22 protein-coding genes are annotated in these 26,921 nt (G+C 63.8%); 9 read left to right on the top strand and 13 right to left on the bottom strand.

Translation table 11 applies throughout. The annotated features are described in order from the left end of the window. The first annotated feature begins 468 nt into the window (after window positions 1-468). The gene (locus NCS28_RS10385; protein ID WP_250513744.1) at window positions 469-1,884 is read left to right on the top strand and encodes a hypothetical protein; all 1,416 of its coding nucleotides are present in this window, start codon (window positions 469-471) and stop codon (window positions 1,882-1,884) included. 11 nt (window positions 1,885-1,895) lie between these two features. On the opposite strand, the gene NCS28_RS10390 is transcribed toward NCS28_RS10385, so the two are convergent. Then, on the bottom strand, window positions 1,896-2,354 hold the full coding sequence (locus tag NCS28_RS10390) for a hypothetical protein (RefSeq protein ID WP_250513745.1): 459 nt from the start codon (window positions 2,352-2,354) through the stop codon (window positions 1,896-1,898). A 196-nt stretch (window positions 2,355-2,550) separates the two neighbouring features. On the opposite strand from NCS28_RS10390, the gene NCS28_RS10395 reads away from it, so the two are divergent. Continuing rightward, a complete protein-coding gene (locus NCS28_RS10395; RefSeq protein WP_250513746.1) occupies window positions 2,551-2,844 on the top strand; it encodes a hypothetical protein in 294 nt (97 codons plus the stop codon). Between the two features lie 7 nt (window positions 2,845-2,851). Here the strand turns inward: NCS28_RS10395 and NCS28_RS10400 are convergent, their stop codons facing one another. The 5 genes from NCS28_RS10400 to NCS28_RS10420 all read right to left on the bottom strand — a co-directional run bounded on the left by NCS28_RS10400 (window position 2,852) and on the right by NCS28_RS10420 (window position 10,561). Next, window positions 2,852-5,080: a polysaccharide biosynthesis tyrosine autokinase gene (locus tag NCS28_RS10400; RefSeq protein WP_250513747.1), complete on the bottom strand. Its 2,229-nt coding sequence runs from the start codon at window positions 5,078-5,080 to the stop codon at window positions 2,852-2,854. A gap of 88 nt (window positions 5,081-5,168) precedes the next feature. Beyond that, window positions 5,169-6,323, bottom strand: coding sequence for a polysaccharide biosynthesis/export family protein (locus tag NCS28_RS10405; RefSeq protein ID WP_250513748.1), 1,155 nt, complete (start codon window positions 6,321-6,323; stop codon window positions 5,169-5,171). Window positions 6,324-6,373: 50 nt separating this feature from the next. Next, window positions 6,374-7,753 carry an undecaprenyl-phosphate glucose phosphotransferase gene (locus tag NCS28_RS10410; RefSeq protein WP_250513749.1) on the bottom strand — a complete coding sequence of 460 codons (1,380 nt, stop codon included), beginning with the start codon at window positions 7,751-7,753 and terminating at the stop codon, window positions 6,374-6,376. A gap of 136 nt (window positions 7,754-7,889) precedes the next feature. After that, window positions 7,890-9,419 carry a mannose-1-phosphate guanylyltransferase/mannose-6-phosphate isomerase gene (locus NCS28_RS10415; protein ID WP_250513750.1) on the bottom strand — a complete coding sequence of 510 codons (1,530 nt, stop codon included), beginning with the start codon at window positions 9,417-9,419 and terminating at the stop codon, window positions 7,890-7,892. A gap of 143 nt (window positions 9,420-9,562) precedes the next feature. Further along, on the bottom strand, window positions 9,563-10,561 hold the full coding sequence (locus NCS28_RS10420) for a GlxA family transcriptional regulator (protein ID WP_250513751.1): 999 nt from the start codon (window positions 10,559-10,561) through the stop codon (window positions 9,563-9,565). A gap of 1,124 nt (window positions 10,562-11,685) precedes the next feature. Here NCS28_RS10420 and NCS28_RS10425 point away from each other — a divergent pair. The 4 genes from NCS28_RS10425 to NCS28_RS10440 all read left to right on the top strand — a co-directional run bounded on the left by NCS28_RS10425 (window position 11,686) and on the right by NCS28_RS10440 (window position 15,165). Further along, window positions 11,686-12,138 carry a GDP-mannose mannosyl hydrolase gene (locus tag NCS28_RS10425; RefSeq protein ID WP_250513752.1) on the top strand — a complete coding sequence of 151 codons (453 nt, stop codon included), beginning with the start codon at window positions 11,686-11,688 and terminating at the stop codon, window positions 12,136-12,138. 325 nt (window positions 12,139-12,463) lie between these two features. Then, the gene (locus NCS28_RS10430; protein WP_502801177.1) at window positions 12,464-13,522 is read left to right on the top strand and encodes a GlxA family transcriptional regulator; all 1,059 of its coding nucleotides are present in this window, start codon (window positions 12,464-12,466) and stop codon (window positions 13,520-13,522) included. A 42-nt stretch (window positions 13,523-13,564) separates the two neighbouring features. Next, on the top strand, window positions 13,565-14,152 hold the full coding sequence (locus tag NCS28_RS10435) for a phosphatase PAP2 family protein (protein WP_250513754.1): 588 nt from the start codon (window positions 13,565-13,567) through the stop codon (window positions 14,150-14,152). 89 nt (window positions 14,153-14,241) lie between these two features. Continuing rightward, window positions 14,242-15,165: a LysR family transcriptional regulator gene (locus NCS28_RS10440; RefSeq protein ID WP_250513755.1), complete on the top strand. Its 924-nt coding sequence runs from the start codon at window positions 14,242-14,244 to the stop codon at window positions 15,163-15,165. Here NCS28_RS10440 and NCS28_RS10445 read toward each other — a convergent pair. The 5 genes from NCS28_RS10445 to NCS28_RS10465 all read right to left on the bottom strand — a co-directional run bounded on the left by NCS28_RS10445 (window position 15,146) and on the right by NCS28_RS10465 (window position 21,139). Continuing rightward, the gene (locus NCS28_RS10445; RefSeq protein WP_250513756.1) at window positions 15,146-16,192 is read right to left on the bottom strand and encodes a glycosyltransferase family 9 protein; all 1,047 of its coding nucleotides are present in this window, start codon (window positions 16,190-16,192) and stop codon (window positions 15,146-15,148) included. The two genes, NCS28_RS10440 and NCS28_RS10445, sit on opposite strands and share 20 nt — an antisense overlap. 16 nt (window positions 16,193-16,208) lie before the next feature. Continuing rightward, complete coding sequence (locus NCS28_RS10450) at window positions 16,209-18,104, bottom strand: polysaccharide biosynthesis protein (protein WP_250513757.1); 1,896 nt, start codon at window positions 18,102-18,104, stop codon at window positions 16,209-16,211. A gap of 11 nt (window positions 18,105-18,115) precedes the next feature. Further along, window positions 18,116-19,141 (bottom strand): MraY family glycosyltransferase, encoded by a 1,026-nt coding sequence (locus NCS28_RS10455; RefSeq protein WP_250513758.1) that lies wholly within the window; start codon window positions 19,139-19,141, stop codon window positions 18,116-18,118. Window positions 19,142-19,340: 199 nt separating this feature from the next. Beyond that, entirely contained in the window at window positions 19,341-20,318 is a 978-nt protein-coding gene (locus NCS28_RS10460; protein ID WP_250513759.1) for a UDP-glucose 4-epimerase family protein, read from the bottom strand. Continuing rightward, window positions 20,315-21,139, bottom strand: a complete 825-nt coding sequence (locus NCS28_RS10465) for a glycosyltransferase family 2 protein (RefSeq protein ID WP_250513760.1) — start codon at window positions 21,137-21,139, stop codon at window positions 20,315-20,317. Before NCS28_RS10465 ends, NCS28_RS10460 begins: the two co-directional genes overlap by 4 nt. Before the next feature lie 255 nt (window positions 21,140-21,394). Here NCS28_RS10465 and NCS28_RS10470 point away from each other — a divergent pair, with 255 nt between their 5' ends. The 3 genes from NCS28_RS10470 to NCS28_RS10480 are packed head-to-tail and all read left to right on the top strand — an operon-like array spanning window position 21,395 to window position 24,873. Next, a complete protein-coding gene (locus NCS28_RS10470) occupies window positions 21,395-22,816 on the top strand; it encodes a UbiA family prenyltransferase (protein WP_250513761.1) in 1,422 nt (473 codons plus the stop codon). 3 nt (window positions 22,817-22,819) lie between these two features. After that, the gene (locus tag NCS28_RS10475) at window positions 22,820-24,136 is read left to right on the top strand and encodes an FAD-binding oxidoreductase (protein WP_250513762.1); all 1,317 of its coding nucleotides are present in this window, start codon (window positions 22,820-22,822) and stop codon (window positions 24,134-24,136) included. Continuing rightward, window positions 24,133-24,873 carry an SDR family oxidoreductase gene (locus NCS28_RS10480; protein WP_250513763.1) on the top strand — a complete coding sequence of 247 codons (741 nt, stop codon included), beginning with the start codon at window positions 24,133-24,135 and terminating at the stop codon, window positions 24,871-24,873. Before NCS28_RS10475 ends, NCS28_RS10480 begins: the two co-directional genes overlap by 4 nt. On the opposite strand, the gene NCS28_RS10485 is transcribed toward NCS28_RS10480, so the two are convergent. Continuing rightward, window positions 24,870-25,283, bottom strand: a complete 414-nt coding sequence (locus NCS28_RS10485; RefSeq protein WP_350029781.1) for a GtrA family protein — start codon at window positions 25,281-25,283, stop codon at window positions 24,870-24,872. The genes NCS28_RS10480 and NCS28_RS10485 overlap by 4 nt on opposite strands. A gap of 240 nt (window positions 25,284-25,523) precedes the next feature. Further along, a complete protein-coding gene (locus NCS28_RS10490; RefSeq protein ID WP_250513764.1) occupies window positions 25,524-26,711 on the bottom strand; it encodes an acyltransferase family protein in 1,188 nt (395 codons plus the stop codon). Between the last annotated feature and the right edge of the window lie 210 nt (window positions 26,712-26,921).

Raw genomic sequence — 26,921 nt, forward strand, 5'->3', positions numbered from 1 at the left:
TCGCGGCGATGATCGCGAGTCCCGGATGAAATCGAATCGAATCGATCGATCGGGTTTTCGCATGCGTGCTGCGCCGAACAGGCCCATGCCGTTTCCCTTCTGCGAGGGTTGCTCGATGTCGCGTGGCTCGCGCGGCCGGAACCGCGTCCTCGTGGGCCTGCTTACCCCGAAGCCGGGGTTACCTCGTATCGGCGCGTGCACGCACATCGCACGTATTGAGTGGTCTCACGCCGGAACATGCCGCTTCCGGTGATTCAATCTTCGGCCGAAAAACCGGCGGCGATCCGCCAGAATGCCGTGTTTTGCGGACATGGCGCTCGCCGATGAAACGCTTCAGGCGATGCGTGGTGCGGCGCACATGCGCGTCCGTCGTTTCGCGCCGAAGACTAGTCGCCTGACGCCGCCGCAACCGCGCGCGCTCATGGCCGCTGATATATTCGGCGAAAAAATGGGGTTCCCGGGGTCGTCATGCGCAACAAGTTCGCCGTCTTCTGGATCTGGCTTTGCCTGCTTCCGCTCGCTTTCGACTTCAAGGGCGTGGCGTCGGCGAGCAGGACGGTCGACATGCTGCTCACCGTGACGTCGATGGGCGCCGCCTGCGCGCTTCTCCTGATCGCGCCGCGCTTCGCACGCCGTTCGCGCATGCGCACGTTCGTCACCTCGCTCGTTCTGCTGACGATCTTCGGCAGCGTCGCCACGCAATTGCTGCAAGGAAACGAAGCGGGCAACTACGCGCGCGTGATCCTGCCGTTCCTGCTGATGCTGTTCGGCTTTTTCGTCGGTTGCCGCCCGTGGGATGCGCAACGTCTCGAACAGATCGAGCGCGCGTTGATCGGCTCGATGATCGCATCGCTCGTGTTCAGCGTCGGCTTCGACATGGCGATGTCCGATGGCGCCGTGGGCATTCACGTCGTCCCGGTCACGTTCCTCTGTCTGCAAGGGCTGCTGCTGCACGAATTCGTCTTCGCGCAGCGCAGCACGAAGCTCGCCGCGCTGCTCTTTCTCGCGACGCTCGTCGTCGAGATTCTGTGGGGCACGCCCAGCCTGCTCGTCGGCACGGTGCTGCTCATCGCGTACGCGACGTGGCTCGCCGCGCCTTCGATCCGGCATTTCTTCACCACGGGCCTGCGCGCGGTCGTGATTCTGGCGCTCCTCGGCGCGATGGCGACCGCAACCGCCACGTTCTTCCCGGGCATCGCGCAACCGTGGATGCAATACATGTCGTTCGCGAAAGATGCGCCGTCCGCGCGCGACCCGGTCACCATCGCGCGTCTCGCTGAAATGAAGGATCAGGTCGATCAGACGACATCCTCCACGCTCTCGACGATGGTCGGCATGGGCTACGGACACGACTATAGATATTCGCCGTCGTACTTGCCCGATCTCGCCGGCCTCATCAGCGAGAAGGATTTCTACGCGATCAGAATGTGGGCCGCCGGGCACGACTTCTGGGTGTATCAGTTCTTCGCGGGAGGTGTGCTTTTCGGCCTCGCGCTGCCGCTCGCCGTTCTGTGGGCGCTGTGGCGCGGCTCGATGGCCTATCGCGCGTGGCGGCATCGCGCGCCCGATGCGCCCCATCTGTCCGTGCTCGGACGCGCGCTCTTCGTGCTCGCCGTGCTGCCCGCGACGTCGATCGGCGGCAATCCGCTCGGCGAGCGCTTCTGGGGTGTCGTGTTCGGCGTTGCGCTGGGCCTCGTCGTCGCGTCGTATGCGCGCATCGCGCACACGATGCAAATGCGCGCCGCCGAAGCGTCCGGGCATCGGCCGCCGCCGCGACCGCCTTGGTTCGGCACGCCGCCCGACATGCGCCCGTCCGACGAACCGCTAACGGAAATCCTGCCCGCGAATCCGTCGCGCGCGCCCGGCTCGCTGCCGGCGCGATAACGCGCTTACATTCACTGCGCGGGCAGATGCGTCCTCAGATACGGCGCGAAGCCGTTCTGCACGGAAATGATCTTGGTCGCGCAGTCGTCGAAATCGGAACCGCGCGCGCGCTCGTCGCCATACATGCCCTTGCATTGCGCAAAGAGCGAGATGGTCGCGCCGCCGCCGTTCGCGATGTGCGTTGCCGAAAACACCGGCTTGCCCGAACCCGAAGGAATATCCGTTTCGATGGCGGCATCGTCGGCGCGTGTCAGGCGTTCCTTCGAATTCTGCTCGACGTAGGTCTTCGTCAGCTTCCAGGCCGCATCGCATTGCGCGGCGTCGCGGCACGCGATGGTCGCGTTGCGTTGCGCCGTATCGAGCGAATCTTGCGAAAGCAGGAATGTGCGTTCCCTCTGCTGCTCCTTATCGACGGACGAGCAGGCGGTGAGGACAACCGAAGCGAGTGCGAGAGCGATGAGCTTTTTCACGGACGGACAGCCTAAAAACCAGGTCGGACGGCGATTATAACGACGCCCGCTTTCGGCACGCGGAAAACGCGGGTGCATCGCGTGAATGGCCGCTCGTGCATGGTTTTTGGCGTTAGTGGCCGGCAGCGCGCAATATTCTGTGTTCATGCGTGCGCGGCTCGACGTCAGCGCATCCGACAAGCCCGGAGGAGACATCATGAAACTTGCGCTAGGCACGGCGCTTCTATCGCTGGCCATGACCGCTCTCGCGCCCTTGACCGCCCATGCCGACGATGCATCGCCGACGGACAAGCTGCTCACGCAGCAGAACGGTTACGTGGGAAATCCCGCAGGCGGCGCGCGGCTGCGCCCGAGCGCACGCAAGGCAGACGCCAAGGCGATGATGATGCCGAAAAGCGCGGCCGCGGCGCTCTATCCGTCACCGGCGGGCCTGAATCCTCCGGCGGGGAATGCGCCGCGTGCGCGCGACATCTACAAGTCGCCGTACTAAGAGCTTGTTACTCCGCAATGCTTTCGTAGCCGTAATAACCGGCGTAGGTGCTGCCCATCAATATCTTCGATTGCGGAACGTCGGTGAGCAGCACGCCCTTCATGTGCACGCCGCCGTGATACAGGCGCTTCATCGTTTCGCCGATCTCCTGCACCTGGTTCTTGCCGTGCCGCACGACGAGCAGACTCGTGCCCGCATGCCTGCCGATCACCGTCGCGTCAGTCACGGCGAGCACCGGCGGCGTATCGATGACCACGAGATCGTAATGCTGCTTCAACTCGGCGAGGATTTCCCCGAGGCGGTCGCTTGCAAGCAGCTCCGCCGGATGCGACGGCAGCGAGCCCTTTGGAATGAGATCGACGCCGGGCAGCACGTCGTGAAGGATCGTGCTCATCACGTCGGCGCCCATCAGCACGTCGGAGAGGCCGGGCGAATGACGCACGCCGAAGTGCGAGTGGATGTCGCCGCGGCGCATGTCGGCATCGATCAGCAACACGCGCTTTCTCGTCGACGCGACGAGCGTCGCGAGATTCGCCGACAGAAACGACTTGCCCGCCTCCGGACGCGAACCGGTCAGCATCACGACGTTGTTGCGCGCATCGGAAAGCTGCAACTGAAGCGACGTGCGCAGGCTGCGGATTCCTTCCACCGCCGCGTCTTCCGGCGCTTGCGCGGCGAGCACGTGCAGCCCTTCACGGCGCATGCCGACTTGCCGCTGCAAACGGAGCTGCTGCGTGCTGCGCGGCACGATCGCGAAGACGCGCGTGCCCAGTTGCCGTTCGATGTCTTCCGGACGCTCGACGCCGCCATACAGCGCCTTGCGAATGAACGCGACGATGATGCCGAGCACGAGCCCGATGCCCGCCGAGCTCAGAATGACGAGCGCGCGCTTCGGACGCACGGGATCGTCCGCGGCCTGCGCGAGATCGACGATACGCACGTTGCCCACCTGCCCCGCCTTCGCGATGCGCAGTTGCTGGGCGCTGTTCAACAGGTTCGTGTAGAGCTCGCTGCTCGCACGCACGTCGCGCGTGTAGCGCAGCGCGGTCTGCTCGGTATCGGGCAGTGTCGACACGTTCTTGCCGAGACGCGTCTGCGAAGCGGTGAGCGCGGCGATCTGCGCATCGAGCGCCTGAACCGAAGGGTGATTCGCCGTGAAGCGCAGCGAAAGCTCCGCGCGCTGTTGTTGCAGGTCCGAGAGCTTCGTCTTGTTATCGACGATCTGTTGCAGAAGCAGCCGGCTTTCCTCGGAGAGATCCACCGAACCCTGCTTGTTGCGAAACGCGCTATAGCGCTGCTCGGCTTCGTCGAGCTGCTTCTTCACGACCGGCAGTTGTTGCTCGAGAAACGCGAGCGTGTGCTCGGTTTCGGCCGACCGCTTCTGCGCATCCTGCTCTGCATAGCGATTCGCGATGTTATTGACGATCGCCGCGATTTCCTTCGGATTACTACCTTCAAGAGATACGCCGATAATGCCCGATTGCAATGCCGTCTCCGCCACGGTGAGACGCTTCTGCAAACGGTCGATGGTCGTGAGCGTCGAGAATCGCTGCAAGTCGAACTGCACGCCGGGCTTGCTCACGAGCTTGTCGACCTTGAGCGCGACGGGGCCTTGCGGCGTCATGCCCGACGCTTCCCGACCGACGTGGCCGGTGAGAACCCCGAGACCGTCCGGGTCGCGCAGCACGTAAGCACCGCGTTCGCCCGCGACGAGCGTGAACTTCTTGTCGTAGAGCGCTTTCGGCGTGTCGAAGAGCGGCACGTCGATCTCTTCGCCGCCCCATGCGAAGCGCGACAGATATCCCGGCGGCACCGGCTTGTTCAGCATCGAGAAGACGTTGCCGACGAGTTTGCCGACGACCGGAAACGTGCGCGGCGACGCGCCGATGTCGAGATGCAGGCGCCTCACCGTATCGTCGATGACGAGGCGCGAACGCAACAACTCGATCTGCGCGGCGGTGACGGACTTCGTATCGGTCAGTTGCGGCGCGACGGCCTGTACCGCGGCGGCGCTGGCGTTCGCCTTGTTGCTGACGGCCTCGTCGACCTGAATCATCGCGTCCGCCTTGTAGGTCGGCGGCGCGAGATAGGCGTAAGCGGTTCCGAGCGCGACCACGACGAGCGTGACGAACGTCACGAGCTTCCAGTTGCGCATCACCGCGGCCAGATAATCAGATAGCCGCAACTCGTCGGCTGTCGATACGTCCGTGTACCGCGTATCAAAGTTCATCGCCATGATCTCGCTCGCTTGTATTTTTTGAGTCGAACAATGATGCTCCGGCGCGCCCCCGCGCGCGCCGGTCAAACGCCTGCTGTCACTACCTTTACTTCGTCAGCACCGCCGCCGTCAGACCCGCGTTGATGGCCGGCAAGAGCAGGTTCAACACGCGCGAGAAGCGCACGAGCCCGTTGTTGTCCACATACACGACGTCATGCGGCTGCAGCTCGAAGTTGTTCGCGAGCAGCATCGACACCGGCGAACGCGCGTCGAGCTTGTAGACCTCCGGGTTGTCCGTCTGGCCGTTGCGGATCACGTACAGCTCGCGCGGATCCGACGTTTCCGGGTTGAAGCTGCCCGCCTGCGAAATCGCGTCCGACAGCGTAAGCTTGCCGTTGCGCATCGGGATCACCGTGGCGGGCTTGGTCACTTCGCCCATCACGTAGACGCCGTTTTCGTCGCGCGAATCGACACGCAGCGCATCGCCCGGCTTGAGCATGATGTCCGACGGGCTGCGGCCCTTCGCCGTCATGCCGGCCATGTTGATGTTGTACGTGACGCCGTCGCGGATCAGCGTGACGCGGCTCTGGTCCGCCGTCGTCGCGAAGCCGCCCGCGCGGCCGATCGCCTCGGTGAGCGTCATCGGAATGTCGTTGATCTGCTGCGCGCCCGGCGTGCGCACGTCGCCGTCGATATACACCTGCGACGCGCGGAACGATGCGACGCGCACCGTCACCTGCGGCTTCACGAACACCTTCGACAGTTCCGCGTACAGTTCGCGCTGAACCTGCGTCTCGGTCTTGCCCGCGACATGCAGCGAACGCGTCACGTACGGGAATTGCAGATTGCCGTCCGCATCGACGACGAAGCCGGGCGCCGCATCCGACGTACGCGTCTGGTTCGCGGGCTGGCCGAGCGCCGCGACGAGTTCCGGGTGATCCCACACGGTGATCTGCAGCACGTCGCCGACGCCCAGCTTGTACGGTGCAGGCTTGCCGTAGAGCGATGCGTTCGGATCGGTGGCCGCGGACGGCTGCGTGGTGCGCATCTTCTTCACGAGCGCGGCGTCGATCGTCGTGATCGGAATGTTGGTCGTCGTGGCCGGGTCGCCCTGATCGTTCGACGTCTCGACGAGCGCGGCCGGCTTTTCCATGTGCATGCCCGGCGCGAGCCCGCAACCCGTCAGGATCACGGAAATGGAAGCTGCCGCAGCCAGGCTCGTGAGGCGGAAGATACGCGACACGTTGGTGTTGGCGGCCATGGAGGTGGTGCCCGGTTGTTGTTGGTTGTGCATAATGGTCGTCCCCTGCATCAGTAAGCGTTGGTGTGGCGTAGTCCCTTGAAGATCGTTGCGGCGATGATTCTCATATCGAGTCCGAACGACCAGTTACCCAGGTAGTACAAATCGTGAGCGACGCGTCCTTCCATCTTTTCGATCCGATCCGTTTCTCCACGAAAACCGTTGACCTGGGCCCAGCCGGTGATGCCTGGCTTGATCCGGTAACGATGGATGTACCCCGATACGACCTTCTGATACAGGTCGTCATGTTCAAGCGCGTGTGGACGCGGGCCCACGACCGACATGTCGCCACGCAGAACGTTGAAGAACTGCGGCAGCTCATCGAGGCTGGTGCGGCGCAGGAACGCCCCGACACGGGTCACGCGCGGATCGTCGCGCGTGGCCTGGCGGAGCACCCCGGCCTGTTCCGTATGCAAGCGCATCGAACGGAATTTGTAGATGGTGAAGACGCGGCCATCCGCGCCCTTGCGGTTCTGCCGGAAGAGCACGGGCCCGCGCGAAGTCAGCTTGATCGCGAGCGCGATGCAAATCAGCGCGGGCGAAACGGCAATGATCGCGCACAGCGCGAACACGCGGTCGAAGAGTTCCTTCTGCAGTTGCGCCGACGCGGACAGCGGCGACGCGACGAGATTGATCGCGGGCTGGCCGAGCAGATCGGTCACGCCGCTTTCGAAGAGCGCGAGGCTGCGCACGTCCGGGATGAAGCGCACGTTGAGCAGATCGTCGCGGAACTCGTTCACGAAGCGCAGGATCGTGCGCTCTTCGGACAGCGGCAGCGCGAGCCACACTTCATGCACGTTCTGCGTGCGCACGAAGCTCACGAAGGCGTCGAAGTCGTCGTACACCGGCAGGCGCGTGTTGAGCCGAGCCTTGCCCGGCGACGCGTTGAACGCGGCGCTCATGCGAAAGCCCGTGTCCTGCGAGCGCTCGATCTTGCGCAGGATCGAATCGCAATGCCTGCCGCAACCGACGATCACCACCTGTTGCAGATTCAGGCCGGCGTTGCGCATGTGCGCGAGGATCGCGTGCGTGACGAGACGCCCGGCGATCATGAGCCCGCCGGACATCGCGGTCCAGTAGGCGAACCAGAGGCGCGACACATAGTCGAGGCGATGCAGGGAGAACATGAGCGCGAGCGCGCAGCCCTGCACGACGAGCCAGCCGAGCGAGACCTGACAGACGAGTTGCAGCTTGCTGCGGCCGCGCCACGACTGGTAGACGCCGAAGCCCGGAAAGAGCGCGAGCGAGAACGCCGCCGCGAATGCGACGAACGCCACCGAATAGGTGTGAGCCTCGATGTACTCGAACCTGATTTGCGACGCCACTGCCGCACCGCCGACGATCATCACGACGTCGAACAGGCGCGCGAGCAATCCCTGTAAATCGCGCATGTTTTTTTCCCCGAACGCAATCAGCCCTTTACCGCCCTCTTCAGTCTCCTCCGCGCGTAATCCCGTCTTTTTCGAATGAAAGCCGTTGCAAAGAAGTCGGTCGCCTCAACTCGTTACGTCACTGCCCGCCGAGCGCTCAATTGCGCCCGTAGGTGTCGTCGAAGCGCACGATGTCGTCTTCGCCGAGATAACTTCCCGACTGCACCTCGATGATCTCGAGCGGCACCTTGCCCGGGTTCTCCAGACGATGCCGCACGCCGAGCGGAATGAACGTCGATTCGTTCTCGGAGAGCAGGAACTGCTCTTCGCCGCGCGTGACGAGCGCCGTGCCGCACACGACGACCCAGTGCTCCGCGCGATGGTGATGCATCTGCAAAGACAGCTTCGAGCCCGGCGACACCACGATGCGCTTCACCTGAAAGCGCTCGCCGTGCTCGATCGAATCGTAGAAGCCCCACGGACGGCGCACCTTGCGATGCGTGTCCGCTTCGGGCGCATGCTGCTCGCGGATGCGCGCAACGAGCCCCTTGATGTCCTGCACGCGCGAGCGATCGGCGACGAGCACGGCGTCGTCCGTTTCGACGACGATCACGTTGGTCGTGCCGACGCACGCGACGAGCCGTCCGCCTTCGGAGCGCGCATAGCTCGATGTCGCACCTTCGAACACGACGCGCCCGCTCGCGACGTTGCCGGCTTCGTCCTTGTCCATCGCGTCCCACACGGCGTCCCACGAACCGAGATCCGACCAGCCCGCGACGAGCGGCACGACGATGCCGTCGCACGGCTTCGTCGGCGTGCCGATGTGCTCCATCACGGCATAGTCGATCGAGTCGGACGGCGCGCGGCCGAATTGCGCGGCCTGCGGACGGAAGAACTTGCCGTCGTCCTCGCCTTCCTGCGCGGCGGCCGAGCAGGCCGCGTGCATGTCGGCGTTGAGCTTCTTGAGCGCCGCGAGCCACACGCTCGCGCGCACGATGAAGATGCCGCTGTTCCACCAGTACGTGCCCGCCGCCACGTATTGCGCGGCGAGTTCGGCCGCGGGCTTCTCGACGAAGCGATCGATCCGGTACGCGCCGTCGTCGAGGGCGTCGCCCAGACGGATGTAGCCGAAGCCGGTGTCGGGGCGCGTCGGCGGAATGCCGAGCGTCGCGATCACGCCGCGCTCCGCATGCGCCGCCGCGATCGCGATCGCGCGATGCAGCGCGGGAATGTCGGCGATGGAGTGATCGGCCGGCATCGCGACCATGATCGCGTCCTCGCCGTCCTTCACCGCGGCGAGCGCCGCGAGCGTGAGCGCGGGCGCGGTGTCGCGGCGCGCCGGCTCGACGATGATGCGCGCGTCGACGCCGCTCTCGCGCATCTGCTCTTCCGTCGTGAATCGATGCTCCTCGCCGCACACGATGATCGGCTCGCCATTCACCTCGAAGTCGCCATTGAAGCCTTTCAGCCGCGAAACCGTAGCCTGCAACAACGAGTCACGCCCGACGACGCCGATCAGTTGCTTCGGGAACTGTTCACGCGACATCGGCCACAGGCGCGTGCCCGAGCCGCCGGCGAGGATCACGGGAACCAGGCGGCGGCAGGGTCCGGCCGTTTTGGCCGGGCCCGCCTCCACACCTGCTGCTCCCTGCTCCACCCCACCTTTCGTGCGTGCTTCATTCGTCATCGAGGACTCCTTGCCTGCAATTCATTCGAACGGCATTGCCGTCCGGGAAATGATTAAGTGCCGGACCGATCGGGTCCGGCCAAACGTCCGACGCTTTACGCCATAGTCGGCGCGAGAGCGGCCCACGTCACACTTCGCGCGGGTCAGCCGTTCGCCTCGCGTCTGCTCTGCATCCGGTACTCCGTCGGAGAGATCAGAAGACGCTTGCGGAAAATCTTTGCGAGCCTGTCGCCGTTGCCCATGCCGCTTCTGCGCGCGATCTTGTCGACCGGCAGTTCCGAATCCGTCAGAAGCGCGCAGGTCACGGCGAGGCGCGCCTGCAGCAAATAATCGGATGGCGTGATGCCCATCTCGATCTTGAAGCGGCGCAAAAAGTTGCGCTCGCTCATCGCGGCCACCTGCGCCGCATCGACGACCGAAATCGGCCGTTCGCAGTTGTCCTGCAGCCAGCGCGCCGCCGCGCGGATCTTGTCGCCCGCGGACGCCGCGCCGCTGTCGCCGAGAATCGACACGAGCTTCGCGGCGGAGCCGGGCATCAGGCGCTCGGCCACGGCGCGCGCCACGTCTATGCCCAGATCGCGCTTCACGATCAAAAGCGCGCCCTTCATGGACTCGTAGCGGTCGCCCGCATCGCCTTGCTGCTCGTCGCGCACGAGGTGCATCGCGTTGTTGAAGCGAGCCTGCGCGTCCTGCGCCTGGCCGATACCCGCCGCGTCGAGCACCTTGCGTCCTTCGGAAATGGCGCGCACGACCGTCGTCTTGGACTGCACGCGGCGCAGCCATTCGACGATGCGATCGTCCTTCGCGGCATCGTCGGCGCCGCGGCCGCCCGCGACGAAGAGCGCGTCGAAGCCGCCGTAGTGGCGCGCGTCGAGTCCGTCGCTCCACACCCGCACCGACGACGAGCACGCCACGTTGCCGCCTTCGACGGACAGGAAGCGCACGTCATAGCTGCAGTCCGGCCGCGACTTCACCGACGCGAACTCGTTCGCCATGTGGAAGACCTCCGCGACGATCCCCGCGCCGAGCAGGGAAAAACCGTCGAACAGCAGTATCGCGATCTGGCGCACCTCGGTTTGCGAGGCTTTCGTCGCGGGAGGCGTCCAACCCACGACGGCGGGTTCTAGAGTGGCGTAAGGCATGGTCATCCTCTGCAGCTTTGCATCCTCGAAGGTGCGGAAGAGTTTCTCGGGCATTGCGGCGCATCAATAGACTTTCCCGAACTTCGCCGGGTTGCCGTGACCGATTGGAACGAAGTGTTGGCGGAATCGATCCGCTGGCTTGAATAATAAGCAGACAATCTTTTTTGTGCTCTAGATTTTCGTGCTTAAACCACAGAATCTGTTCCGATGTGAGGGTGAGCGCACATTGATATCCCTCCCCAAATTCTGAAAAGCCATTTTCAAAGCGTGGAATACAGAAATGTATTCGTCATACGAAGGCTGGTGGACGGGCTTAGCGCAATTCGATCGGCGTGCCGCCAGATCGGACAATCACGCCGCCGCAGCGTCCCGCATGACGGCCGTGCGCGGATTATCAGGTCGTCAAGTCGCTAAATCAGACGAATGAAACTGATTCAAATTTGAAACGTCGGATCAAGAAAAGGCGGACGTTCGTACCGCGAGAATCGGAAAATTTTGGGTTTCTCGTTACATTTGGGAACCGGATGTAATCGGTTTTTCACTCATCGATTTAAAAGCCAAATTAGATCGTCCATTTAATTGCGCCGATTTTCCGATAATCCAAAGGCGGGCAATCGGATCATTTTCTATTAAGCGGTTTTAATTTTATTCAAAAGCATAATGCGGTATTTTCATATGAGGTTAAAATGCTGTGCCGCAATATGGCCGCCGACCCGCCGAAGCTGCGTGCGCGCGGGACCGCGAGACTGTCCCGGTCCGCCATCGGTTAGGCTTTTTGCGGCGGCGCACGCGGCAACACCATTTGTTGAATCGTTCAATCAGACCATTGCATTCTTCGGTCGAATGCCGCGGATTTGGCGCGTACGTTCGAAATTCACGGCGCGCGGTTTTTAGCGTGCGGAGGTGGCTTCCGGATCGGTCAAGTTTGCCGTCAACGAATACCGGTGTCGGTCGAGTTCGCCAGCCTTGCTTGTTTCACTCGTGAGAATCGATCCGGTGACATGCACCGTCGCAAGGCTTCGCATCTATCAGACGAAGCACGCCGCGGCGTGCGCGTGCGCACGGTCATGCGATGACGCAGGCATCATCGTTTGCGCTGAGCGCGACGCAAACACGGAGCAACGATGCTGAGCAACGCGGACTTCCTGACGGTGGTGCGGCTTACGCCGCTGGTGGCGATCGACCTCATCGTCACCGACGGCAACCGGCGCATTCTGCTGGGACATCGGCGCAACCGGCCCGCGCAAGGCACGTGGTTCGTGCCGGGCGGGCGCATCACCAAGAACGAAACGCTCGACGCCGCGTTCAGGCGCATCGTCATCAACGAGCTGGGCGTCGCGAGCGCGCAGCGTTCGGCCGCGCGCTTCTTCGGCGTCTACGAACATCTGTACGACGACAACTTCGCGGGCGCCGAGGACATCGGTACGCATTACGTCGTGCTCGCCTACGCGATGACGCTGAGCGGGAAAGTGCCGATCGGCCGCTTCGATCAGCACAGCGACTATCGATGGCTCCTGCCCGACGAGATCCTCGCGCGCCACGACGTGCACGAAAACACGAAGGCCTATTTCCGCTGAACGTCTGGAAAAAGCGCGCTCAAAAGACAAACGGCGCGCATTGCTGCGCGCCGACCGCCCTACCGCCAAGAACCTTCATCATCGATTGCTTCCCTCGGATAACGGTTGGCGGACACCGCTACTTGAGCGCCCCGATTTCATCGAAATCCCCGCGTACCGAGACGATCTGCCAACAGTTCGTCAATTTCGGACTCGGCACGCGACGACTGTCGGGCGCCGCGTATAGTGCGCCCATGTAAGCTCACTTTCCCGCTACTTGCGTTCCTTCATGGACCGGACCCAACGGCGCGACAACGCCGGTCCGGTCCGCACAGGGGAGAAGTCGATGGTGTACGCCAATGGTACGGGCAGGCTTCAGGTCGTGCGCGCCGTCGCGCCCGACTCGCCGTCCGCCGATATGGCCAGCGCGGCAAAACGGATCGGCATTCTGATCTTCGAGGACTTCTCGCTCGTCGAAGTCAGTTCGATCTCCGAGGTCTTCTCCGTTGCGAATCAGGTGCACATGCCCGCCGCGGCCGGCGAGCGCGGGCAAGCGCCGAACTATTCGCTGCGGTTCGTATCGAGTGAAGGCGGCAGCGTGGCGAGCAGTTGCTCGATGCGCATCTGGACAGAAGGTCTCGAAACGCGCTGGATGAACGAGTGCGACGCGCTATTCATCGCGGGCGGCGTGGGCGCGCGGCATGCACGAAACGACGCCGTGCTGAGAAAGCGGCTCGGTCGCGTGGCGCCGAAGATTCCGTTCATCAAGGCGATCGGCGAAGGCGCGCACATTCTCGCCGCGGCCAATCTCACCGTGCAGAACCGCTCGCTCGATTTCACCGGAGAGCCCGGGCAGCGCGCGTTGCCGTCCGCATTGTCGAACCCGCTTTTCATCGCCGAGCAGACGCTCACGCTCGACGATCCGAAAGGGCCGATCGCCGCGGCGCTCTCGATCATCAAGCGCGATCACGGCGCCGCGCTCGCGCGTGAAGTATCGGAGCGCTCGATTCCCGGCGCATGGCAAAAGCTCGCCACCGTGCTGGACGATACCGAAGCCGGCGGCGTGCGCCAGAAGATCGACGCGGCCGCGCGCTGGATTCGCGAGAACTATGTACGGCCGATCTCGATCACCGACGCCGCGCGCGTCGCCGCGATGAGCGAGCGCAATTTCCTGCGCCGCTTCAAGGCGCAGATTGGGCTCACGCCGTCGGAATATCTGCTGCGCGCACGGCTCGATGCAAGCTGCATGCTGCTCGCCGCGACCGATCTGCCCGTCGACAAGATCGCACGGCGTTGCGGCGCGGGCAGCGGCGACGGCCTCGCGAAGATCTTCCGCAAACGGCTGTCGATTTCGCCGACCGAATACCGGATGGCCGGCCGCCGAAAACTCGCCGACAGTTCATAGCGGCGTCGATCGAGTTCGCGAGCCTGCCTATAACGGACACGCATGGAATCAAAGGTACTCTGGACGCTTTCGAATCTCGGCGACGCGGCCTTCCTGCTTCCGCTCGCGCTCGTTTGCGCGCTGTGGCTGCGCACTGTCGACGCGCGTCTCGCGTTGCGCTGGGCGATCCTGCTCGCAATCGGCACCGGGCTCGTCGGTATCTCGAAGATTCTCTACGCCGGCTGCGGCTTCGACATCGCCGCCATCCAGTTGCGCATGATCAGCGGTCACACGATGCTCGCCGCGTCGATCTATACGGTCGCGGGCGCATTGCTGTTCGGCGGTTTCGGGGGCGGCTGGCATCGGCTGGGCGCGGCGGGCGGGCTCGCGCTCGCGGCGGCGATCGGCGCGAGCCGCATCATGCGGGATGCGCACACGCCCGCGGAAGTCGTCGCGGGCTGGGTGCTCGGCGCGATCGTCGCCGCCCTCTTCCTCGTGCGCGTTTTCGATCAGCCGCGCAAGATGCCGCGCGCGCTCGTCGCGGGTTGCGGGCTGCTGGCGGTGTCGTCGATCGCGTACGGCCATCACGCGCCGTTTCAGCGGATGATCGAGCATTACTCGTGGCGGCTCTGTCAGGGCGTCGGGCTCTGAATTCACCCCTTGCCCAACCAAGGCGCGCGCGCAAGCGATCCCAAGTATGATCGTCGCTTGAAAAAAGCACGTATTTCCGGAACCCGAGCATGGACCGCTTTCTTGCAATGAAAGTCTTCGCGCGGGTCGTCGAGGCGGGCAGTTTCTCCAAAGCCGCCGACGCCCTGCGCCTGCCGCCCGCGAGCGTCTCGCGCACGCTCCAGGCGCTCGAAGCGCATCTTGGCGCGCGCCTCATCAATCGCACGACGCGCAGCATCAGCATCACCGAGGACGGCGAAGCCTATTACGAGCGCTGCGTGCGCGTGCTGGGCGAAGTGGACGACATGGAAGCGTCGCTCTCGCATTCGAAGCTCAGTCCCAAGGGCAACGTCAAAGTGAGCCTGCCGACGGTGATGGCGAAGAACACGATCATCCCCGCGCTGCCGGAATTCTTCGCGGCGTATCCGGATATCGGCGTCGAACTGGTGCTCACGGACCGGCAAGTGGATCTCGTCGAGGAAGCCGTCGATTGCGTCGTGCGCGTGGGCGCGGTCGGCGATGTCGGGCTCGTCGCGAAACGCATCGGCGCTTATACGCAGATCACGTGCGCGTCGCCTGGATACATCGAGAAGCACGGCGAGCCCGCGTCGCTCGACGATCTCGACCAGCACCTCGCCGTCGGCTACGTGCTCAACAAGTCGGGACGCGTGCGCAATTGGGAATTCGTCGTCGATGGCGAAACGCGCATCGTCGCAATGAAGCACAAGATCGCCGTGAACGACGGCGATTCGTACATCGCCGCGGGCGTGACGGGACTCGGCCTGATCCAGAGTTCGAGCTACACGCTCGATCCGCTCGTGCGCAGCGGCGCGCTCAAGGAAGTGCTGAACGCGTATCCGTCGTTTCCGCGCGTGGTGTCGGTGCTTTATGCGGCTAATCGCCATCAGCCGCGCCGCGTGCGCGTGTTCATCGACTGGGTCGCGGAGCTGTATGGACGGCTGCCGTCGTTTCAGGTCAACGGCAAGCCGAACTGATCGATGCCTCGCGCGCGAACGGCATCGCGCGCCAGTCGTAGTCGCGATACGCCTGTTCCACCGTTTCCAGATCCGCGGGTTGCGCGCTCGCGTGAATGCCGCGCAGATGCGGCAAGTCGAATTCGACCGCGACGCAGTTCGTGTAATCGCGCGCGCGCATGAACGCGGGAATCGTCGTGAACAACGCGGTCGCCGGAACGTCGAAGCCGGCCGCGATGTGCAGCGCCGCCGTGTCCGCCGTGACCAGATAGCGCGCACGTTTGATCCACGCGAGGAAATGGTCCGTGTCGATGCAAAGCGGCGCGATGTCGCGATAGCGCGGATGATCGATCGCGCCGAAGCCCAGCACCGGCAAGCCGGTTTCGTCCGCGAGCCGCGCGACGATACGCGCGCGCATCGACGCGGGAACGCTGCGCACCGGCGTGCTCGCGTCGGGACAGAAGAGCGCGTAAGGCTCGCTTTCGTTGGCGGGCAAAGGTATATCGGCGAGCCATCGATTGCGCTTGTCGCTTGCGGCGATGCTGCCGGGCGCGACGCCCATCGCCCAGAGGAAGAAGTCGATCATCGGCATCGACGCGAAGCGCGGCCAGAAAAGCTGATTGCCGATGTCGATCTTCAGCTCGTCGGCGCGCAGGCTCGCGAGCGGCACGGGTAAATCGACCCTATCCGCGAGGCGCGGCATAGCGAGCGCATAAAGACGCTGTACGTAGCGTGGCGCGCCAACCGGACGATAGATCGTGAACCGAAGATGCGGATGAAGGCGCTTCACCGCGAAGAGCGCCGACAACCCGATGATCGAATCGCCGAGCGTGACGCCGAATGCGTTGATCAGATGCACGCGGCTCGCGCGGGCGTAGTCCGCATCGAAGTGCTCGCGGCCCGCGTTCCGGATGTCGGCGGGCAAGGCGGAGAAGTTGGTCGCATCGGCGCGCGCGACTTCGAGATCGTACGGCGCGACGATCTCGCCGCCCGGCGACAACAGCGAGCCCGCGTGGGTCAGCGCATGGACTTCGTCGAGCGTCGTCATGCGTGAACCGTGCGCGTCAGCTTGCCGCGCCCCGCTCGCGCGCCGTCTGCACGGCCGCGACGCTTTGCAGGACGGGCAGCGCCGCCGTCTGATATTCCGGCACCCAGCGGCGCAGGTCGCGGCGCACTTCTTCGTCCGAAAGCACGCGATGCTGCATGAGCCACGGCAGCAATTCGTCGATGAAACTATCCGGCACGCCCCGCGCCTGCGCGATACGCAGCTTCGGATGCGGCGTGCGCGTGGTGGTTTCGTCGTCGGCGAGCAGTTCTTCGTAGAGCTTCTCGCCGGGACGCAAGCCCGTGAACACGATGCGGATCTGCTCTTCGGAGAAGCCGTAGAGACGGATCAGGTCGCGCGCGAGATCGACGATCTTCACCGGCTGCCCCATGTCGAGGATGAAAATCTCACCGCCGCGCCCCATGCTCGACGCCTGCAACACGAGCTGCGCGGCTTCCGGGATCGTCATGAAGAAGCGCGTGATTTCCGGATGCGTGACCGTCACCGGCCCGCCTTTCGAAATCTGCTGCTGAAACTTCGGAATCACGCTGCCCGCGCTGCCGAGCACGTTGCCGAAGCGCACCGTCTCGAACTGCGTGCGCGGCGCGGATTGCTGCAACGCCTGGCACGTCATCTCGGCGAGACGCTTGCTCGCGCCCATCACGTTGGTCGGATTGACGGCCTTGTCGGTGGAAATCAAAACGAAATGGCGCACGTCATGACGCATCGCCGCGCGCGCGACGCGCAGCGTGCCGAGCACGTTGTTGCGCACCGCCTGCCACGCGTTCTGCTCTTCCATCAGCGGAACGTGCTTGTAGGCGGCCGCGTGGAAGACGATGTGCGGCGTGAAGCGGCCCATCGTCTGATCGAGCAGCAGCGAGTCCTTCGCGTCGCCGACGACCGGAATCACCGAGCACTCCGGAAACCGCTCGTGCAGTTCTTCGATCAGGCGATACATCGCGTACTCGGAGAGGTCGTAGGCAACGAGTTGCGCGGGCGAGAAACGCAGGATCTGACGGCACAGCTCCGAGCCGATCGAGCCGCCCGCGCCCGTCACCATCACCACGCGCCCGTGCAGCAGTTGCTCGACGTGCGGCATGTCGATCTTCACCGGCTCGCGGCCGAGCAGATCTTCGAGGTCGATCTGCCGCACGCGCGACAGGAAATTCTGGCCCTGCGTGAGCGGCGTGAGCGCGGGCAGGACCATCACCTTCACGCCGGCGCGCACGCACAACGTGGCGACGCGCCGCTGTTCCTCGACCGACGCCGACGGAATCGCGATGATCACGTAATCGACCTTCAGTTGCTCGGCGACGCGCGACAGATCGCCGAACGAGCCGAGCACCTTGTGTCCGAGCACTTCGCGGCCTTGCTTGCCGGGATCGTCGTCGAGCAGGCCGACGAGGCGCCATTCGCTCGAGCGCGCCAGCTCGCGCACGAGCATCGCGCCCGCCGTGCCCGCGCCGAGCACGATCACGGGCTTCCCCTGCCCGACGAGGCCGCCGTACAGATAGAACTCCTTGCCCGCGCGATAGAGCGCGCGCGCGCCGCCCATCGACAGAAAGAGCAGCAGCGGCGACACGATGAGCACCGAGCGGGGGATGATCGGCGTCGGCTGCGACATCACCGCGCCCACCATCACGATGAGCGCGCCCACGACGATGGACTTGGAGATGCGCATCAGATCGGGCAGGCTCGCGAACACCCACATGCCGCGATACAGCCCGAAGACGCGAAAGACGACGGCGTAGACCGGCACCACCCAGACGAGCGCGGTGAGCGCCCCGTGGCGGAAGTCATGCGGAATGGCGCCGTTGAAGCGCAGCAAATATGCGATGAGCCAGGATCCGACGACGGCCATGAGATCGAAGCCGAACGCGCCCGCCGATAGCCATGTAGCTTTTATTCGATTCATCAGCATGGACCTCAAGATTGTCCGGAATGGCGCGTCTCATGACGCCGCCAATGCGCGTCGACCACCGCGCCCGCTGCCACAACCACGACCGCCCAGCCCGCAACCGCCGCCCACTGCCCCGCGACAGAAAACCGCAGCGCCCCGTTCGCGAGCATTATGCCCGCCAGCATGAAGAGATACCACGCGAGCGCGGTGCGCGCGTGCCCCACTCCAAGGCGCACCATGCGCTGATAGTAATGCTGCCGATGCGCCTGCCAAAATTTTTCGCCGCGCGCGAGACGGCGCAGCAAGGTGACCGTGGCGTCGGCAATGAACGGCGAAAACACGAGCGCCGGAAACCAGACCGGCCATGCGCCGCGTTGCCAGCCCCAATAGCCGAGCGCGCCCGCGAGGAACCCTAACGGAATAGACCCGGCATCGCCGAGAAAAATCCGGGCCGGATGAAAATTGAGGGTCAGGAATCCGGCCGCCGCGCCCGCGATGGCCACGCTTGCGAGGCCGAGATCGGCTTGCGGCGCGGGTCCGGCGAGCGCCGCGAGCGCGTAGCCGCCGAAGCCGAACAGCGCCATGCCGCCGGCGAGCCCGTCCGAGCCGTCCATGAAGTTGTACAGATTGACGAGCCACAGCATCAGAAAGCCGACGAGCGCGAGCGCCCACCACGGCACGTTCGCCGGATGCGCGACGATGACGAGCGCGACCGCGACGATATGCGCCGCGAAGCGCACGCGCGCGGGCAGGCCACGACGGTCATCGATTTGCGACACGGCGGCGAGAAAGACGGCGCAAGCGGCGACGAGCCACATTGACGGCGCCGCGACGAGAAGCGCGATCACCGCGACCGGCACGATGCCCCAGCCGCCGACGCGCGGCGTGGGCCGTTCGTGCAGCGAGCGTTCGTTGGGGATATCGGTGGCGAGGCGCCACGCGAGGCCGGTGCGAATGAGCGTGCGCAGGATCAGCGCGCACGCGGCGAACGCCAATACCGCAACCGACGCGACGGTCAGCAGCGGCGAATCTTCAAAATACGAATGCAGCATGCGTTGTTATAAGTTGTCGAAAACGAGGCCCTGTCGTCCTGGCAATTTTTTTCTGGGAAAACTCTGAAGCATACGCGAACGTCCGCCCCATTTTATTTTAAATATCTGACGAATAACGGAAATTCGCTTTGCAAAGCCGGTGCCGAGACTGCGTGTATTTTAACGTTCGCGACCGGCCATTTCGGCGGGCGCGAGCCGGTCATTGTCCGCGCGTCGAGCGAAACCACGCGGCCGTGGCGGCCAGGCCTTCGTCGAGCGATTGCGGCGCCTGCCAGCCGAGCGTATCGCAGATGCGGTGAGAATCGACTCGCAGGCTGCCCGTCAGCCGATCGATCTGCGCAGTCTTGCCGACGACGCGCGCGACGCCGCGCAAAAGCCCCGCCGGAACCGGCACGAGCCGCGCGCGCTTGCCGAGATGCTCGCCGAGCTTGCGCGCGAGTTCCGCAACGCTCGGATCGTAGCCGTCGGTGACATGGAAGAGGCGGCCCGCGGCGGCCGGATTAAGCGCGCATTCGATCGTCGCGCTCGCCAGATTGTCGGCGGAGACGAGACTGCGACGCGCATCGATCGCGCCGAGCGGCAACGGCATGCCGCGCGCGATCGCACGCATCATCGCGAGAAAATTGGCGCGCACGCCGGGGCCGTACACGAGCGGCGGCCGCACGATCGCGACTTCGAGTCCCGTGCGGCTGCCGAATTCGAGAAGTTGCACTTCGGCTTCGGCTTTGGAGACGCCGTAGGCATCGGGCGGATCGCGCGCGTCGTCTTCGGTGAAGGGGCGGCCCGGATCGCTTTCCCCGAGCGCCTTGATGCTGCTCATCAGCACGAAGCGCGTGACGCCGGCGCGGCGCGCGGCTTCGGCGGCGGCGAGCGTGCCCTCGACATTGACCGCGCGGTACGCGTTCAGCAGCGCCTCCGAGGTCTTCTGCGCGGCGGCGTCGGTCATGACGTGGACGCGCGCGGCGAGGTGAATCACCGCGTCGCAGCCTGCGAATGCGTCGGGCGCGATCGATTCGAGGCCGTCGATATGCCGTATGTCGACGCCCGCTTCGCACGCCGCGCCGCGCCGCACGAGCCCCGTCGCGCCGATGCCGCGCGCGAGCAGCGCCCGGCTCACCGCACGGCCGACGAAGCCGTTGGCTCCGGTGATCGCGATCCGTCGGCCGGTTTCGCTCATAGCCACTTCCAGCCGAAGCGGTTGAAGAACCGGTACGCCGACGTGACAAAGAGCTTGATGTGCATCGAGCCCTTCTTCGCCGCGCCGCCGCCGTGATGCAGGATGCGAACCGACGGCACGTAAGCGATGCGCGCGACGCGGCGCGTGCGCAGGCTCAGATCGTAGTCCTCGAAATAGAGGAAGTAGCGCGGATCGAAGCCGCCGAGCGACTTGAGCACGTCGGTGCGAAAGAGCATGAAGCAGCCGCTCACGATCGGCGGATCCCACACGATGCTGTTCTCGCCGATGACGTCGCGCATCTCGTAGCGCGCGAGGCGCCGCGCGAACGGCTTGCGCAGCGCGGACGGCAGGAAGCCGCGCACGAAGAGATCGAGCACCGTCGGATAGCGGCGGCAGAGAAACTGCTGACGGCCGTCGTCGCCGCCGATCCACGGTGCGAGCAGGCCTGTTTCCGGAGAGTCGCGCAGGAAGGCGAGCGCCCGGCGCAGGCCGTCCGCGTTGAGTTCGACGTCCGGGTTCAGGATCAGGTGATAGCGGCTGTTCGCGCGCGCGATCGCGAGATTGTGGCCGCGCCCGTAGCCGACGTTGCCGTGCCCTTTCAGCACCACTGTGTCGAATTCGGCATCCGATGGTGTCGGCAGGTCGGCGAGTTCGCCGGGATTGCCGTTGTCGATCAGATACAGGCACGGGCGACCGGCGACGTCGTGCAATTGCGCGAGCGCGGACTCGAGCGTTTCGACGGTGCGTGCGAGCAGTGCGGCGTCGGGGCGGTAGACGACGATGGAGATGCTAAGGGTGATCGGTGATGCGTTCGCGTTCATCGGACAAAGGGGGTGTCCGCGCCACGAAAGGAAAACGGACCGCATCGACGAGTGGAAGACGCCAAGATTGTCCTCAAAGTGGGGGGTTTCGGCAACCGCGCGACATGGCGCACAGCGCGGCAAGACGAACTGTTCTTGTTACAGATTGTGCTAAATTCCGCCAGCAAGCGGAGGATTCTGCCGCGCCCGGTCGGACCTTTCTTTGGCTCGGACCGGACGCGCTGTGGGCTTAACCGATCACCTGACGTGAATTGTATGAGCAAGCCCATTGTCGTCGATCTCGACGGAACGCTGATTCACTCCGACATTCTCGTCGAGAGCGGATTCGCCTTTTTGAGATCGTTCCCGCAGAAGTTCTACAAGCCGCTGCAATGGCTTTCGAGCGGCGGCAAGCCCGGTCTCAAAACGCGGCTTGCGGAGCACGTGAACATCGATGTGACGACGCTGCCGTACAACACGCAGGTCGTGAACTGGCTGCGCGAGATGCGCGCCGCGGGCCGCACGATCGCGCTTGCCACGGCGAGTCATGAGACCTTTGCGCGGCGAATTGCGGAGCACCTCGGCATCTTCGATCGCGTGTTCGCCACCGACGAGCACGTCAATCTCTCTTCGCATCGCAAGCGCGACCGGCTCGTCGAAGAGTACGGCGAGAAGGGTTTCGACTATGTCGGCAATTCGCACGACGACATCGCCGTCTGGGCCGCCGCCGATCGCGCGTACGTGGTCAATCCACATGCGGGCGTGGTGCGCGCGGCGTCGAAACACGACAACATCGAACAGGTCTTCGAGAATCGCCAGCCGACGCTCAGGATCTGGGCGAAGTCGCTGCGTCTGCATCAGTGGTTGAAGAACGTGCTGGTGTTCGTGCCGCTGCTCGCGGGGCATCAGCTGAGATCGTCCACTTCGATCGGATTCGCCGTGCTGGCGTTCTTCGCGTTCGGGCTGTGCGCATCGAGCGTGTATCTGCTCAACGATCTGCTCGATCTTCAGGACGACCGCCAGCATCCGGTGAAGCGCAAGCGCCCGCTCGCCGCCGGCACCATGCCGCTCGCGTGGGGCGTGGCGCTGTGCCCTATCCTGCTTGCCGCCGCCTTCTCGATCGCGCTGACGTTTTTATCGTGGAAATTCAACGCCGCTCTGCTCGGCTACTACGTGCTGACGCTCGCCTATTCGCTCGCGCTCAAGCGCCAGGTGATGATCGACGTCGTCGTGCTCGCCGCGCTCTACACGACGCGCATCGTCGCCGGCGCCGCGGCGATCCACGTGCCGCTCACGTTCTGGCTGCTCGCCTTTTCGATGTTCGCGTTCCTGAGCCTCGCGCTCGTGAAGCGCTACACCGAACTTCACGCGATGATGAAAGCCGGACGCGACAGCGCGCGCGGGCGCGGCTATCTGGCGAGCGATCTTGCGATCGTGTCGTCGCTTGGGACGTCGTCGGGATATATCTCGGTGCTCGTGCTGGCGCTGTACATCCAGGACGAACGCACAACGATGCTCTACCGGCATCCGCAATTCATCTGGATGGTTTGTCCGCTGATGCTCTACTGGTTCAGCCGGACGTGGGTCATCACGCATCGCGGCAGGATGAACGACGACCCCATCGTCTTCGCTGCCCGCGATCGCATGAGCCTCGTCGTCGTCGCGCTGTGCGGCTTCGCGTTCTGGCTCGCGATCTGACCGATGAGCGAACTGCTCTCCTGGGGCCGCTACCCGCATCTGCCGCAGACGGCGCACGCCGCCCACTGGCGCGACGAAGCGCAGACGCGATGGCACGACGTGCAGCGCGCGCACGGCACGACGCTCGCATTCGGCAACGGCCGCAGTTACGGCGATGTCTGCCTCGCCAGTTCGAATCATGTGTTCCAGACGCTCGCGCTCGATCGCATCATCAGCGCCGACTGGACGCGCGGCGTCGTGCGCGCCGAGCCAGGCATCACGTTCGAGCAGATTCTCGCGCTCGCGGTGCCGCGCGGCTGGATGCTGCCGGTCACGCCGGGCACGAAGTACGTGACGCTCGGCGGCGCCATCGCCAACGACGTGCACGGCAAGAATCATCACGTGCGCGGCACGTTCGGGCGCCATGTGCACGCATTCGGCGTCGCACGCAGCGACGGCACGGTGATCGAATGCTCGCCGGACACGAACACGGACATGTTCAATGCGACGATCGGCGGACTCGGGCTCACGGGACTCATCTTGTGGGCCGAATTTTCGCTGATGCCGATCCGCACGAGTCTCATCGACGTGACGAGCATCCGCTTCGGCACGCTCGACGAGTTCTTCGATCTGTCGGAGGAGTACGACGCGAAGCATGAGTACTGCGTCGCGTGGGTCGATTGCGCGAGCCGCGGGCCGGCGCTCGGACGCGGCATATTCATGGCGGGCGATCACGCGATTCACGGCTCGCTCGATGTCGAGGAACGGCATACGCGTCGCATGCCGCTTACGCCGCCCGTCTCGCTCATCAACGGCGTCACGCTGCGCGCGTTCAACGAACTGTATTACCGCAAGCAGCGCAAGCCCTTCGAGTTGTCGCGCGTCGGTTATGACGGCTATTTCTATCCGCTCGACAGCCTGCTCGAATGGAATCGCATCTACGGGCCGTCGGGGTTTCAGCAGTATCAGTGCGTCGTGCCGGCGGCGAGCGCGCGCGATGCGGTGCGCGCGATGCTCGATCGCATTTCATCGAGCGGCACTGGCTCGTTTCTCGCGGTGCTCAAGCGTTGCGGGGACATCCCATCGCCGGGACTGTTGTCGTTTCCGATGGAAGGTACGTCGCTCGCGCTCGATTTTCCGCAGCACGAGCTGCGCAATTCGCACCTTTTCGCCGCGCTCGATTCGATCGTGCGCGAAGCCGGCGGACGCATCTATCCGGCCAAGGACGCGCACATGTCGGGCGCCGATTTTCGCGCCGCCTATCCTCAGTGGCAGCAACTCGAGTCGCTTCGCGATCCGGCGATGCTGTCGCATTTCTGGAAGCGAATGACCGGCCTATGAAAAACATCGTCATCGTGGGCGCCACGTCCGCCATTGCCATCGCCTGCGCGCGCGAATGGGCGATTAAAGGCGCGCGCTTCTTTCTCGTCGCGCGCAATCGGGAACGCATGGAGCAGGTTGCGGCTGATTTGACGGCGCGTGGAGCTGCGTCGGTTGCCATGCATCGGCTCGATATCGACAAACTCGACGATCACGCCGCGATGCTCGCCGATTGCGTCGCGCATATGGATTCGATCGATATCGTGCTGGTCGCGTCGGGGACGCTACCGGATCAGGCCGCTTGTCAGAGCGATCCGGCCGTCGCGGTGCGCGAGTTTCATACCAATGCGCTGTCGCTGATCGCGCTGATTACGCCGCTCGCCAATCGGCTCGAAGTGCAGCGGCATGGGACGCTGGCGGTGATTTCATCGGTGGCGGGAGATCGCGGGCGGCCGTCGAATTACCTTTACGGCAGCGCGAAGGCCGCGTTGCAGGCGTTTCTTGAGGGCTTGCGGGCGCGGTTGTTCAAGGTCGGCGTGCATGTGGTCGATATCAAGCCCGGCTTCGTCGCCACACCGATGACCGCGGGTCTGCCGCTGCCGGGGCCGCTCGTCGCGACGCCGGAGAAGGTCGCGAAGGATATCGTGCGCGCGGTCGAGCGGAAGAAGGATGTGCTTTATACGCCGTGGTTCTGGTGGGGCATCATGCTGATCATTCGCAATGTGCCTCGTTTTTTGTTTAAGCGAGCGTCGCTTTAGGCGAATGTTCGGAACACGTAGCGCTTGTCGAGGCGGTACTTGATCACGTAGCCGATCGCCAGGCCGATGCAACCGCCTAGGTAGCGCATTTCGGCTGTCCCGAAGATGTGGTTGAAGCCGAACTCCACACCCCAGAAGATCGCCGTGGTGACGAGGCCCATCGTCACGTAGAGCGTGAACATGGTGGCGTCGTGGCGCGCGTTTTCCGCCTTGAAACGGAAGATCCATTTCTTGTCGAGCACGTACTTCACGACGAGACCGACGCCGGTGCCGATGAATACCGAGAGCAGGATGTGCCACGGGCCAGTGTAGAGGTGCGTGGTGAGGTCCTGGGCGCCGATGTTGGCGGCGGTGGCGATGGCGGCGAAGAGGGTGTAGAGGAGGGCGAGGTGCATTTTTTTCAGGACCACGACAGTATTTCTGCAGATTTCCAGCAGCCCTTCGGCGTTTCTTGCGTCAAGCCGACTTTACTTGCGCCCGCAACGAGCTGCGCCCGAGATTTTGCGCAACGCCTTGCCATCGGCGGCAACAGCGGCGTGCAACCCGACGAACGACAATGCGATTTCGAGTCGCGGTCGATCAAAACTGACCTCGCGCGCGAAAGTCCAGCGTAGCCCGCAGTTCCAGCTTTGTGAACGGAAAGCCCGTCCCTATTCGCGACTCTGGATCAAATGTCCGTCGGGAGTGCATGGGCGCACGGTGATCGACCTTGCGAACGAATTCGCAAGGCGAGTTGCCGGCAGATCAACGAAGCGAGTGAAAATCTCGGCCGTCAAGAGCGCAACCGCGAGCGCCAGTCCGGACGAGAGCGCAGCGCTCGCCCAATATGGCAAGTGAGGCTCCAGGATACGGAAGACCGCCGCACCTACGGACGCCAAAACGAATGTGTGCACCAAATACATCCCGAACGAAACTCGGCCGAGCCAAGCGATTGGACTCGTCGAAAGCGCCCTTTGAAGCGCCGGGCTGGCAAGAACGCTGGCGACGATCAGGACCGCGCCGCAGCCAACAAAAAACAGTGGCCAGTACGGCTTGATCCCCCATCCGAACTGAAGATAGTTGGCGAAACGCGCAACGCCCGCATACACGGGCATCGAGCTGTCGTACCCACCGATGAAGAGACCGACTAACAACATAGGTATCGCAACGGTCTTGATCGCATTGGTGATCCAGTCGTAGTTCAGATACGCGCCTGCAAAGAACAACGACAGAAGGGTTCCCTGAATCGGAACAGTCTTCATCAGGACGAGCGAGACGATGAGCGCGGCGATCCCGTTATACCGGATCGGTCCGAAGACAGCGAAGAAGGCGAAGATCATGAGCGACCCGTAGAACTCGATCTGAATGGTCCAAAGCACGTAGTCGTAGCCGGCATCCCCGAACAGCAATGCTCCGTAGACACCATCGCGCAAAGCAGTCGGCAGAGAGACGGCTCTTTGATAAACGGACCAAACGAACGTCTGCGGCAGGACGCCCTTCGTTGCCGGAACTGCATCAAACGCCATGAGGATGTAGCCGATCAACACGGCGACAAAAACTGGCAATCCCAAGCGGATGTATCGCTTCGCGGCCGCCTGAGTCAACAAGGAAACATCAGGACTCTTGATGTACTTCCGTGTCAGGACGTAGCCACTCAAGACGAAAAAGATGCTTACCGCCAATTCACCTGAATAGGTGAAATGGACCGCGTGATTCCAGATCCACGAGTCAAAGCCAGAGCGGAGATGTTCAGCCTTTCCGGTTTGAGTAAAGGGGTAGAAGCCGAATGCAGCGTGAGAGATGAAGACGATGAGCGCGGCGACGCCGCGCAAACCCTCGAGAGAGTAATTCTTGTTCATGGCTGTGCTCCTGGTCGCTTCCAGCTTTGGCGCGCGCGCCAGGTTGTCCACGAGATCAGCATCTAACTGACGATCTGGTAGTTATTACTTACGGTAACGCTTTGCGAGAATTGGATCATAACCGATCTTTATCTCTGCGCCGGCAAGATCGGGAGCCGCTGGACGTCGGCCAAGTGGCGCCGCCATTTTTTGACCGAGAGGCAGTCAGAA

This window comes from Caballeronia sp. INDeC2 (assembly GCF_023631325.1).
Taxonomy (GTDB): Bacteria; Pseudomonadota; Gammaproteobacteria; order Burkholderiales; family Burkholderiaceae; genus Caballeronia.